This window comes from Tessaracoccus sp. OH4464_COT-324 (genome assembly GCF_003932855.1).
Classification (GTDB): Bacteria; Actinomycetota; Actinomycetes; order Propionibacteriales; family Propionibacteriaceae; genus Arachnia.
The window spans coordinates 90,962-102,957 of record NZ_RQYZ01000004.1; the positions used below are offsets into that span (position 1 = coordinate 90,962).

General features: G+C 67.4%; 11 protein-coding genes. 8 read left to right on the plus strand and 3 right to left on the minus strand.

Annotated features, from left to right (window positions below):
* Positions 1-202 precede the first annotated feature (202 nt).
* Positions 203-946, minus strand: coding sequence for an IclR family transcriptional regulator (locus tag EII42_RS03965; protein WP_125170825.1), 744 nt, complete (start codon positions 944-946; stop codon positions 203-205).
* A 206-nt stretch (positions 947-1,152) separates the two neighbouring features.
* On the opposite strand from EII42_RS03965, the gene hutG reads away from it, so the two are divergent.
* Positions 1,153-2,079, plus strand: coding sequence for a formimidoylglutamase (gene hutG / locus EII42_RS03970; protein WP_125170826.1), 927 nt, complete (start codon positions 1,153-1,155; stop codon positions 2,077-2,079).
* A gap of 1 nt (position 2,080) precedes the next feature.
* On the opposite strand, the gene EII42_RS03975 is transcribed toward hutG, so the two are convergent.
* Both EII42_RS03975 and EII42_RS03980 read right to left on the minus strand, forming a co-directional pair.
* Positions 2,081-3,403, minus strand: a complete 1,323-nt coding sequence (locus tag EII42_RS03975; RefSeq protein WP_125170827.1) for a TPM domain-containing protein — start codon at positions 3,401-3,403, stop codon at positions 2,081-2,083.
* Positions 3,400-4,431, minus strand: a complete 1,032-nt coding sequence (locus tag EII42_RS03980; RefSeq protein WP_125170828.1) for an ATP-binding protein — start codon at positions 4,429-4,431, stop codon at positions 3,400-3,402. The genes EII42_RS03975 and EII42_RS03980 overlap by 4 nt, the downstream gene beginning before the upstream one ends.
* Positions 4,432-4,723: 292 nt before the next feature.
* Here EII42_RS03980 and EII42_RS03985 point away from each other — a divergent pair, with 292 nt between their 5' ends.
* The 7 genes from EII42_RS03985 to EII42_RS04015 all read left to right on the plus strand — a co-directional run bounded on the left by EII42_RS03985 (position 4,724) and on the right by EII42_RS04015 (position 11,992).
* Positions 4,724-6,028 (plus strand): SPFH domain-containing protein, encoded by a 1,305-nt coding sequence (locus EII42_RS03985; protein ID WP_125170829.1) that lies wholly within the window; start codon positions 4,724-4,726, stop codon positions 6,026-6,028.
* Positions 6,029-6,297: 269 nt separating this feature from the next.
* Entirely contained in the window at positions 6,298-7,275 is a 978-nt protein-coding gene (locus tag EII42_RS03990) for a class I SAM-dependent methyltransferase (protein WP_125170830.1), read from the plus strand.
* A 91-nt stretch (positions 7,276-7,366) separates the two neighbouring features.
* Positions 7,367-8,788, plus strand: a complete 1,422-nt coding sequence (locus tag EII42_RS03995; RefSeq protein WP_125170831.1) for a S1C family serine protease — start codon at positions 7,367-7,369, stop codon at positions 8,786-8,788.
* Between the two features lie 26 nt (positions 8,789-8,814).
* On the plus strand, positions 8,815-9,681 hold the full coding sequence (gene serB / locus EII42_RS04000) for a phosphoserine phosphatase SerB (protein ID WP_125170832.1): 867 nt from the start codon (positions 8,815-8,817) through the stop codon (positions 9,679-9,681).
* 44 nt (positions 9,682-9,725) lie between these two features.
* A complete protein-coding gene (locus EII42_RS04005; RefSeq protein ID WP_125170833.1) occupies positions 9,726-10,892 on the plus strand; it encodes a M20 family metallopeptidase in 1,167 nt (388 codons plus the stop codon).
* On the plus strand, positions 10,889-11,452 hold the full coding sequence (locus tag EII42_RS04010; RefSeq protein ID WP_125170834.1) for a hypothetical protein: 564 nt from the start codon (positions 10,889-10,891) through the stop codon (positions 11,450-11,452). The genes EII42_RS04005 and EII42_RS04010 overlap by 4 nt, the downstream gene beginning before the upstream one ends.
* A 6-nt stretch (positions 11,453-11,458) precedes the next feature.
* Positions 11,459-11,992: a type II toxin-antitoxin system PemK/MazF family toxin gene (locus EII42_RS04015; RefSeq protein ID WP_125170835.1), complete on the plus strand. Its 534-nt coding sequence runs from the start codon at positions 11,459-11,461 to the stop codon at positions 11,990-11,992.
* Positions 11,993-11,996: the final 4 nt, after the last annotated feature.

Sequence of the window (11,996 nt, forward strand, 5' to 3'; positions counted from 1 at the left end):
GCCTCCTGTCGGTCGTTGGAGGATATGCCACCACAGCACGGGGTGGGTTGTCGCCGTGGGAACGGCTTTGTCTCGCCGAACGCCCCGAACTCCGTCCGGTATACCGGACATGCCCCGAAATCTGCGGCGGCAACCCTGTCGGCTGCGGCACACTGACCGACGGAAGAGGTCCTCGCCCCGGCAGCTCTCCCGAAGCGGCTTCTCAAGCGAGCGCTTTGCGCAGCTTCGCGGCGGCCGCCCGGAGCGGGCCGATGTCGAGGGCGAGCCCTGTGGGGAAGGTCACCGCCACGGCCACGAGCGGCCACCCCGACCGGCCCAACACCGGCACCGCAACCGAGCTCAGCCCTGGAGTCACCTCGCCGTCCTCGACGGCGTGACCCCGCTCGCGGGTCAGGCGCGCCTCCGCCAGCACCCGCGACGTCGAATAGCCCAGCGCGGCCGCCCACCCCGGGCGCACCTCCAGTTCCGTGACGCCCGCGTAGAGTGCCCGGAGCTGTGCGGTGGGCAGCGCGCCGAGCAGCGCCCGGCCCGTCGCAGTCAGGTGGGCGGGCAGTCGCACGCCCACGTCGGTGACCAGCGACGGCCGGTCGGGCGCGCGACACTCGACGACGTAGAGAACGTCCCGGCCGTGCAGCACGGCCAGGTGCGCAGACTCCCCCACCTGCGCGACGAGCTCGGCTGCCACCCGACGCCCGATGACGGCCAGCGGGCTCTGCCGCTGGTAGGCCAGGCTCAGTTCGTAGGCGGCGGGGCCCAGGCCGTAGGCCTGCTCCGACCGGTAGTGGATCGCGAACCCGTGCTCAACGAGCGTGGCCAGCAGATCGTAGGTGCTCGACCTCGCCAGCCCCACCTCCGCCGCGATCCGGCTGGCCGCCACCGGGCGGGTCTGCGCGGCGAGGAAGGTGAGCAGCGCCAGCGTGGCGTCCGCCGCGGGCACCTTGCCCATCCCGTTCCTCCCTTCCGTGGTGTGCCTTCGCCCAGGCCGTGTCGTGCAAGCGCTTCCCGAGCGGGGAGGCTCCCCGCTCGACGCGACGAGCCTTCGGCCGATCTCTCCCGCGCCGAGGCGCCAGACAGGGTGGCGCGGGCTCCTCACCCCCGCTCAGGAGCGGCCTTGCGGCACACCCTGGAGCCTAGTCGTGCGACGATGGTTGCATGAGTTGGACCGGAAGATTCGACGGAGAGGGCGCGCAGCACGCGCGCTGGCATCAGCTGATCCGCGCCGAGGTGCCCAACGGGGAACACGTCTCGCTGCTGGGTTTCGCCTCGGACGAGGGGGTGCGACGAAACGGGGGCCGCGTCGGCGCCGCGGCCGCCCCGGACGCGCTACGCGGCGCGCTGGGCTCGATGGCCCTGCACGGCCGCTGGGCGGGCGGCGAGCGAGCGCTGGTGGATTTGGGCACCGTGACGGTGGCGGGCGCGGAGCTCGAAGCAGGCCAGGAAAGCTGCGGTCAGCTGGTGGCGCGTTCGCTGGCCGCGCCCGGAAACCTGCTCACGGTGGTGTTGGGTGGTGGGCACGAGACGGCGTGGGCGTCGTACCTGGGGCTCATCGGCTCCGGCCGCATGACCTCCCGACGCTTCGGTGTGCTGAACCTCGACGCCCACTTCGATCTGCGCGACGCGCCTGAACCCACGTCGGGCACCCCTTTCCTTCAGATGGCCCGCGCCGAGGAGGCTGCCGGGCGCAAGCTGCACTACGGGGTGCTGGGCATTTCCGAGGCCGCAAACACCGGGGCGCTGTTCGCCGAGGCGGATCGTCGCGACGTCGATTTCCTCCTGGATCTCGACTGCACGCCCGAGCGCGCGCTGAGTTTCGCGGAGAACTTCGTGGCCGGCGTCGACGACGTGTACCTCACCGTGGACCTCGACGTCCTGCCGGCCTGGGCGGCACCCGGGGTGTCCGCGCCGGCGGCTCTCGGCGTCGAGGCGCGATCCGTCCTGCAGGTGGTGCGGGCGGTGGCTCGCTCAGGGAAGCTCCGGCTGCTGGACGTCGTGGAGCTGAACCCCCGCTTCGACGTGGATGGCCGCACCGCGCGCGCGGCCGCCCGGATCGTCTCGGAGGCGGTCCACGCGCTCGGCTGAGTCAGAACTTCCCGGAGAAGCTCCCGGAGCTTGAGCTGGAGGAGCCGCTCGACGAGTTGCTGTTGCCGACGTAGCGGCTGGTCTGCGTCGAGTGGGAGAACTGGTCGCTATGGCTCTTGAGCTGGAAGGTGTCGTCGACGACGTAGTCGTTCGCACTCACCAGCTGGCGGGCGGACTTGTGCCGCTTCGTGACGACCACGGTCACGATCAACGCGACAATCGCGGCCAGCGCCAGCGAGATAGCGGCGGCAAGTCCGTAGTCCTTGCCCTGCCAGATTCTTTTACCATTTTCGTCGAACCTGGCCAACCTGGCGTCGGCGTTTTCCAGATAGACCTGAGAACCGGCCATCCATTGATTATCCTTCAGCGGGACTTTCACTTCATGGTAGAGCTCTTCCAGGCCATCTTCACCGCCGACGGATTTGAATGCCTGGCCGGTGGCTGCGAAAGTCAGGTCACGTGAGTCGACGACGATAACCATTATTATCGCGGAGTTTGTTTTGCGGCGCTGACTGAGCAATTCCTCCGCTTCCTGGCGCGGGGAGGAACCCAGCAGGCTGGGGCGCATGTGGATGAGCACCTCCGACTTGTTCCGCTCGGAGATCTCCTTCGCGCGCCGCTCCAGTTCGGCCACCTGCTCGCCGGTGAGCAGGCCCGCCTCATCCACGACGTGCTGCCCGGCGGCGGGCGCTGGTGGCTGAGGAGTCGCTGCGGTCTCGCTGGGCACGGGCGCCTGGCTGGCAGGCGAGGACGCCTCGCTGGGCGAAGCGGCCGGGGTCTCACCGCCCGGCGGGGCTGGGGCTAGCGGACTCGCGACGTTGGCCAGGTGGGCCAGCACGGTGGCGGCGGCCTGCTGCGAGAACGAGTCGAGCCCCTCCCCGGCCCAGCCGCTCGCGCTGTCGATCAACTGACCCATGAACTCCTCGGTGAAGTACTTGGTCTCGTTTTTCTCCGGGTAGAACCGAACCGCCGCGGGCTCTTTTGCTTCGTCGGAGACGACGAGGATCAAGTCCTCAGTGGTGTTGAGGGTCATCAGCGGCCCGGATTTCGCCCATTCGCTGGCTGCCGATTCGACCTTGTCGTAGTCGCCCTCGGCATAGATGAGGATTGAGAAGCTGACTCCGTAGCTCGTCGGCAGCGAGTCGAGCAGTTGGTTCACCTGCCCCTCGGCGACGTCGGAGACCAGGTTGGCAAAGTCGTGCACCCATTGGCCCGCGGCCTTCGCGGTCGGCACGAGCGAGGATGCCACCAGCAGGACCCCGGCCAGCAGCAGCGCAGCCAGCCGCGCCCAGGATCGCTTCGCGTCCATCAACAGTTTGCTCACAGCACTGCTCCCATCACCAAGAGAGTCGGATAGAAGAGGATCGCCCCGAGAATTATCGTGACCAGGAGAAAGCACAGGGCCTGCTTCCAGAAGACCACGGGGAACTCCCCAGCCACCCGGCCCGTCTGGCCGTTGATGGCGAAAGGAAACCGCCGGTCGTGGTAGGCCAGGTTGAGCAGATAGACCGGCAGAAAGACGTACTCCACCACCGCCTTGGAAAACCGCACGTCGGAGTCATCGACCTGCACGGTCACGTACCCGTGGATAGTGTCCTCCAGCAGCTCAAGCATCGACTGCCGGATGCGCTCGTTGGCTCGGCCATTGGCCTCTTCGTGGCCGATATTGTAGGTGTTGGTGGCGTACCCTGCCAGGTAGGCGGTGGCGAACGGTTTGGTGCCGGAGTAGTCGAAGGGCTCGATGGCCTCCGTTCGGGTGGGGTGGACGTCCTTCGTTCCGGAAACTGGCACGTCCTCGAAGTCCGCCCCGCCCCGGCGGTGCACGTTGTAGTAGTCGGTGCGGGTGTATTCGTAGTCGCCGGAGCGCCAACTGGTGGTTTTGGTGGCCGTGCAGTTGATGTAGCCCTCCGAGGAGCAGTCGTACAGCCAGTAGGGCAGGTACACGCCGCGGGCGTCGAGCAGCTTGTGCGCCTTGCGGAAGTCGCCGGGCAGGAACCACAGCCCCTTCGTCTCCGCCTGGAACAGCTCGACCATCTGCTGCGGCGAGATCTGGAACGGGATCATCCGGTCGGGCACTCGGGTTCGTTCCAACTGGGAGGGCGCGATGAAGTTGTTGCCGCAGTACGGGCACGCCGACGAGACCAGTTCTGGCGAACCAACCACGTCGCCGCCACACGAGTTGCAGGTGAACTTGGCCATCGGCTCGTTGGTGACCTCGTCCAGGTATACGTGCGGCTTTTCCTTCGGCTGCAGCGCCGACGACGGCGCATGCTGCCCGGCCGGTTCACCTTGTGCGGGAGTCTGTTGTGCCTGCTGCTGGAACTGCTTGTTGTACTTTTCAACAGTGGCCACGTCGAAAGTAGACGAGCAATAGCCGCAGGCCATCGCACCAGAGGAGGGGTCAAAACTGATCGGCGCCCCACACGCTGGGCACTTGTATTGCAGATCGCTCACACGGCTCACCCCTACAGAAGTTTGCAGTCAGTAGAGCGATTGTAGTTCTCCCCCCGCCCGCAGCAGGCACTTTGAGAAGAACTACCAACGGCTGAGATAAGTTACCGACTTCCCACCTGTTAGACCCCGGCGTGAGATAATCGGCGTGATTCGACCGTTGACAGCGGCCGACTTCACAAAGGAGCAAAGTATGGGACTCATCCGCGCCGCCTTCGACAGCGTAACTGGCAACTTGGCGGACCAGTGGCTAGAAGTTGTGGAGCCCAAGGATATGGGCGACGGCGTTGTCTTCACCAAGGGCGGCCCCGTCCGAACCGACGGCCGAGGATCCAACCGCAAGGGATCCAGCGACCTCATCTCAGACGGTTCCGTCGTGCATGTCTACGATCGGCAGGCCATGTTCATCGTTGACGGCGGCCGCGTCCGGGACATGACGGCGGAGCCGGGCATGTACACGATCACTTCCGCAGAGCCGTCCATCTTCACCGGAGGCCTGAAGAAGTCGGTCTACAACACCTGGGAACGGTTCAAGTTCGGCGGCGCCCCGTCGGGCAAGCAGCAAGTGTTCTATGTGAACCTGCAGGAGATCAAGGGCATCAAGTTCGGCACCCCCAACGCCCTGAACTACTTCGACAACTTCTACAACGCGGAGTTGTTCCTCCGCTGCCACGGCCACTACTCGATCCGCATCGTCGATCCGCTGCTGTTCTACCAGGAGGTGGTACCCCGCAACGCGGAGCATCTGCACATCAACGATGTGAAGGAGCAGTACCAGTCCGAGTTCCTGGAGGCGCTGCAGGCGTCAATCAACCAGATGAGCGTCGATGGCATCCGCATCTCGCAGATCACCTCGAAGATCACTGAGGTCTCGAAGTACATGCGCGACGCCCTCGACGAGGACTGGATGGCGCGTCGTGGCATGGAGATCGAGTCGGTCTCGGTGGCTTCAGTGTCCTACGACGAAGAGTCGCGCAAGCTGATCGACATGCGCAACGCAGGCGCGATGTTGTCCGACCCGACGGTGCGCGACGGCTACGTGCAGGGGGCCGTGGCACGCGGGCTGGAGGCTGCGGGCTCAAACCCAGGCGGCGCAGGCATGGCGTTCATGGGTATGGGCATGGGCATGAACGCCGGCGGCGGCTTCATGCAGTCCGCGATGGACGCCAACCAGCAGCAGCGCATGGCGCAGCAGGGCTACCCGCAGCAGGGCTACCCCCAGCAGCCCCAGCAGGGATACCCGCCGCAGGGCTATCCGCAGCAGGGTTACCCCCAGCAGCCCCAGCAGGGTTACCCCCAGCAGCCCCAGCAGGGATATCCCCAGCAGGCTCAGCAGGCGGCGCAATGGCAGTGCCCGCAGTGTCAGGCCGCGAACTCCGGCAAGTTCTGCATGCAGTGCGGGACGCCGGCCCCGTCAGCCGCCGCCTGCAAGCAATGCGGCAACCAGTTCCAGGGCCCGGTGCCCAAGTTCTGCCCGGAGTGCGGGCAGTCGCAGTAGCGCTACACATTCAGTGAGGTGGCCCCCGAAGAAATCGGGGGCCACCCTCGTTGTGTCCCAACGCACGGACTACCGTGGCGGCGAAGCCGCTCGCGCCCCGCGTCGTCGAGCACGCCGGCCTGGCCGATTAGGGGCGCTCCCCCTGCGACGACGCAGATCCCGGCCCCGCCCTGAACCGCCCAGCGCTCGTCAGCTCCGCACGCGTAAGCGGCCTGGCAGGTACTACTACCGGTAGGCTCGGGGCAAAGCCTTTTGTTCGGAGGACCGCAATGCCCCACCTCGACCCCGTCGATGCCCTGCTTCTCGACGAGTGTCCCACCAGCGCCGAATCCGTCGCCGTGTTCGACGCGCCGGCGCTCGTCGAGCCGCTCGGCGAACGCTTCGGCGATGTCCGCGTGTTCTGCGACGACCTGCGCGACGCGCGCCTTGTCGACGAGAAACTGCTGGTGGATCACCCCGACGAGATGGGCGGGGCCCAACTGGCCGTCGCGCGGCTGCCGAAGTCACTGGCCGCGCTGGACGAGATAGCTGTCTCTTCGCTTGGCCGCGACGACGTGCTACTGCTCGCCGGCGGCCGGGTCAAGCACATGAGCCATTCGATGAACAGTGTGCTGGCCAAGTACTTCACCGCCGTGAACGCGAGCCGTGGGCGGCAGAAGTCACGTGTGCTGCGCGCCTGGGGTCCGCTGGCCGACGTGACCGGAGACTGGCCGAAGATTAGGAAGCACCCCGACTATCAACTCACGCTGGCTGCGCACGGCGCCACGTTCTCGGGAACCAAGATCGACCCGGGTACCAAGCTTCTGCTCGATCAACTGCGGCTCTCCGGTTCCGACGTGCTGGACTTCGGTTGCGGAAACGGCAGCATTGCGTTGTGGCTCGCGAGACGCAGCAACCGGGTGAGCGCTGTCGATGTCAGCTGGGCAGCGGTGGCTGCCACGCAGATCGGCGCCGCCGAGATGAACGTTACCGTGGACACGATATGGGCGGACGGCACGGCGGGATTCGCGGACGGCAGCTTCGACGCCATCGTCACCAACCCGCCCTTCCACCGCGGCACCGCGAAGGATTCGGCCGCAACGCTGGCCCTCTTCGATGATGCCCGCCGCCTGCTGCGTCCCGGTGGGGAGCTGTGGTGCGTATACAACTCCCACCTGCCCTGGCGCAAGGAATTGAACGTGCGGCTGGGGCGCACGCGCGTCGTCGCGCAGAATCTGCACTACACCGTCGCGGTCTCGGTGCGCTGAAGGGCGATGCGCAGATGAGACACAGGGAGCACACAGTTTTCTCACAGCTTCGCTGGGCAAGCTCGGATTCGGAAAGGCAGAAGGAGAACCGATGACCGACAACAACAGTTGGCTTCTACCCCCTGCGCGCGGCCCTCTCGGCCCGGCAAAGCCCCTGGACCCCGGCTGGCAGATCCCGGGCACGCAGCCGCCCACGGGCCCGGTCTTCCCCGAGTCGTCACGCATGGAGGCGCCCGCGGCAGGGGCCAACAGCCTGGGCGACGCGGTCCCGCCCCCCGCTCCCGCCCAGCTGGCGGCCTCCCGCACCGCGAAGCAGGCCCGCCAGTGGGCCACGTTCCAGCAGGCTCCGCAGGGCCAGCCCATGCTCAATCAACCCCTGCAACCGCAGCCGAGGCTGCTCGCGCCACCGCCGAGGCGGGGCAACGCGTCGAAGGTGGCCGCCGCCGTGGTCGGCGTGATCCTGCTGGCAGCGGGCGCGGGCGCTGGCTCCGCCGCGCTCACCACCAGATACCTGATGCCGGGCAGCGCATCCTCGGGAACGACCATCTCCGCGGAGGGTCAGCCCGCTGGCCAGTCCAACCCCAGCGATCCAGACTGGACAGCGGTGGCCGACTCCACGTCGAAATCGGTAGTGGCGATCCAAGCCGTCGGCCCGAGCGGCGGCGGCTCCGGATCTGGAGTGGTGCTCGACGCCGAGGGCAATATCGTCACCAACAATCACGTCGTGAACGGTGCGACGGCGCTGCTCGTCTCGCTGGGCGAGCAAAACTACGAGGCGCGGCTGGTGGGCACCGATCCAACGACTGACCTGGCCGTGATCCGCATCGTCAACCCGCCGAACGAGTTGCAGCCCATCACGTGGGGCGACGGGAACGCGCTGCGCGTCGGGGATCCCGTGATGGCCATCGGCAACCCCCTTGGCCTATCCGACACGGTGACCACCGGGATCGTCTCCGCCCTGGACCGCCCCGTGACCACAGAGCTGGTCGACTCGGGCCGGCGCTCCACCACCAGTACAGGGGAGGTGGTGGTCACCGCTGCCATCCAGACCAGCGCAGCCATCAACCCGGGCAACAGCGGCGGCGCGCTGCTGAACGCCTCCGGCCAGCTGGTGGGCATCACCAGCTCCATCGCCTCGGTCTCCAGCGACGGCCAGCAGTCCGGCAACATCGGCATCGGTTTCGCTATCGGGTCACAGCAGACGCGCAACGTCGTTGATCAGTTGCTCATTGACGGCGATGCGGAACACCCGTTGCTAGGCGTCAAAGCCACTGACACACGCGTCATCGGGCCCCAGGGGGCGAAGTTGGATCTTGTGCTGCCCAACTCGCCTGCGGGCCGTGCGGGCCTGCAGCCCGGCGACGTGATCACCTCCGTGGCAGGCAGGAAGGTTTCGTCCAGGGATCAGCTGATTGGACTAGTGCGCGCTCAGAAGATTGGCGAAACGATCCCATTGACCTACCGGCGCGGCGACACAGAGCAGCAGGCGCAGGTAGAGATGCACGCGGGCTGAGGTGCGAGACAGCTAGGCTGAACCCCATGCAGATCCGCGTGACGCTCGTCTCACCGAACCCGATTGACGACCGGCTGCTTGACGGCGTCCCAGCCCACTCGGTGACAGCCAGCGAAGAGCCATTCGGGCATGTGCTGCACGCTTTCGCCAAGTCGGATGACCCGGAGCGGTTGCGCCGCGAACTCACGGCCCACCCGCTCGCGGTGGCCGTCGTTGACGGCCCGCTGGCTCAGCAGGATGCTCAGTTGATTCTGTGCGACGTGGACTCAACCCTGACCACGACCGAGGCAATCGACCTGATCGCGGAACACGCGGGCCGGGGCGCCGAGGTGGCGGAAATCACCGAGGCTGCGATGCGCGGCGAACTGGATTTCGAACCGTCGCTGCGCGCCCGAGTAGCGACGCTGAAGGGCCTGCCCACTCGGATCCTCGACGAGGTCTACCCACGGATGACGCTCTCCCCTGGCGCCCGCGAACTCGTCACTGCAGCGCACGAGCGGGGTGCGCGGTTCGGCGTGACCTCCGGCGGTTTCTCCCAATTGGTCGGTCCCCTCGCCGACGAACTGGGGCTCGATTTCTTCTCCGCGAATGAGCTGGGCGTCGCCGTCCGCGACGGCGTGCCTACCCTGACCGGCGAAGTAGTGGGAGCCGTCGTCGACAGGCGCCGCAAGGCCCGGGATCTGCGCGATTTCGCCCGAGCGTCGGGGGTTCGACTAGAACGGTGCGTCGCCGTCGGGGACGGGGCGAACGATGTGGGTATGCTCGCGGCTGCCGGGCTCGGCATCGCCTACTGCGCGAAACCGATGGCTGCCCTGCAAGCGGACGTGAGCATCGATTTCCCGCGGCTCGATGCGGTGACGGCCTTCGCTTTCCCCACCGGGGCCGGCCGGTAGGCTCGTGGGCGACGAATAGACGAATAACGGAGGCGAGGAGGAGCATGTCCGAGTTGGTGGCACTCAGACGTCGGCTGCACCAGATCCCCGAGGTGGGTTTGCTGTTGCCCGAGACCCAGGCCGTGGTGCTGGCCGAGCTGGCTGGGCTGCCACTGGAGCTGACGCGGGGGCGTGAGCTGAGCAGCATCACCGCCGTGCTCCGTGGCATGAAACCGGCAGTCGGCCCGCGACGGGTGGTGCTGCTGCGTGCCGACATGGACGCCCTGCCCATCGAGGAGGCCACCGGCCTCGACTACGCCGCCACGAACGGCGCGATGCACGCCTGCGGCCACGACCTGCACATGGCGATGCTGATCGGCGCGGCCCGCGAGCTGTGCGCCCGGCGCGCCGAACTCGCCGGAGACGTGGTTTTCATGTTCCAGCCCGGCGAGGAATCGGTGGATGGCGCCTCCCATATGCTGGCCGAGGGCGTGCTCGACGCGGCGGGCACCCGCCCGTGCGCGGCCTACGCCATCCACGTGTGGGCGGGGATGGAGTCGCACGGCGTGTTCACCACAAAACCCGGCACGACGATGGCTTCCCACGACGTGGTGCGCGTCCGGCTGGTGGGACAAGGCGGGCACGGGTCCGCTCCTCACAGGGCAGCGGACCCGGTGCCTGCGCTGGCGGAGCTGATCACCGCGACGCACACGATGGTCACGCGGCAGTTCGATGCCTTCGACCCGGTAGTAGTCACCGTTGGCAAGATTGCCGCAGGCGAAGCCTGCAACGTCATCCCGGAGTCCGCCGAGCTGGAGGCGTCAGTGCGCACCTTCTCCCCGGAGACCCGCGAGCGAGCAATCGAGCGCATCAGCCGGCTCGCACACGGCATCGCAGCCGCGCACGGGCTGGTAGCCGAGGTGGCGAACACCCAGTCCTACCCACCGACGGTGAATGATGCCGCTGAGGCGGATTTCGTCGCCGATACGATCTGCGACGTGCTGGGCCCCGAGCGGCACAGGCGCTGGGAGAACTCCCTCACCAGCTCCGAGGACTTCTCGCGGGTACTGCAGGAGATTCCCGGCTGTTTCTTCGGGTTGAGCGCCTGCCCGCCCGAGCTGGATCCCGCCACCGCACCCTTCAACCACTCCGCCCATGCCCTCTTCGACGACGCGGTGCTCGCCGACGGCGTGGCGGTCTTCACCGAACTCACGCTACGGAAACTGCGATGAAAGAGATCCTCACCTTCCCCCCGATCGAGCAGCGCCCCGACGGCCCACCGCTCAGCCCGCGCACGGGCGAGCCCCGGCGTCCGGCGACGATGGTGATCGCGGTGGTGCTCGCCATCGTCGGGGTGGCCGTCGTCGGCTGGGTCTACGGCTGGCACTGGTTTCGGGCTGCTTTCCCGGAGACCTACCCGGGCTCGGCCCACCTCACCCGGTGGGTGGAGCCCGAACCCGGCGCGTGGGTGTCGCTGACCTTCGAGGTGGTCTACGCGGCGCTAGTGGTGCTCGCGGCAGGAGCCATCGGCATCATCGGCTACAACGCGTGGCATGGCCGACGATGGGTCTCGCTGGGCGCGCTCGCCGCGGTCGCGCTCAATGCGGCGCTGCTGCTGGTCAGCTGGCACGCGCTGATTCCGCTGGGGGTGGCGCTGGGGCTGGTGCTGATGGTGTGGTTGCCTGCGACGCGACGCTACTTCGATCTGTGGGACGTGGTGCGTGCGCGGCGCCCCGAGCCCTATCGTCGACCCGAGAGGGTGTTTTACGGACGTCTTCCCCGTTATCAGTGAGGTGTGATGAGTTGGCGTGGTCTGCTGAAGAAGGTTGTCGATTTCGGGCTTAGGGAGCTGTTCAAGCCGAGCCCGCAGCGTCGGCGGGCGCGCGGCGACGAGCGCCCCACCCCCGCTTCCCAGCCAGCCGCCGGCGACGGCTACCCGGGGGATTACCGCGGCAGGCTGCGCCCGATGTACGAGCCGCACCCTGACGGGCTGCCCGACCCCGGCGAGGTGGTGTGGACGTGGGTTCCGTTCGAGGAGGACCATTCGCGCGGCAAGGATCGGCCGGTGCTGCTGGTGGGCCGCGACGGCCCCTGGCTACTCGCGCTGCAGCTCACCAGCCGCGACCACGACCGGGATGCCGCTCAGGAGGCCCGGCGGGGCCGCTATTGGGTGGAGATCGGCGTTGGAAAGTGGGACCGACACGGCCGGGTCAGCGAGGTCCGCGTCAACCGGATCATCCGGGTGGCTCCCGACGCGGTGCGGCGTATCGGGGCGGTGCTGGATCGCGCGACGTTTGAGCGGGTAGCGCGGGCCGTAGCAGAGCACTCCTGAATCC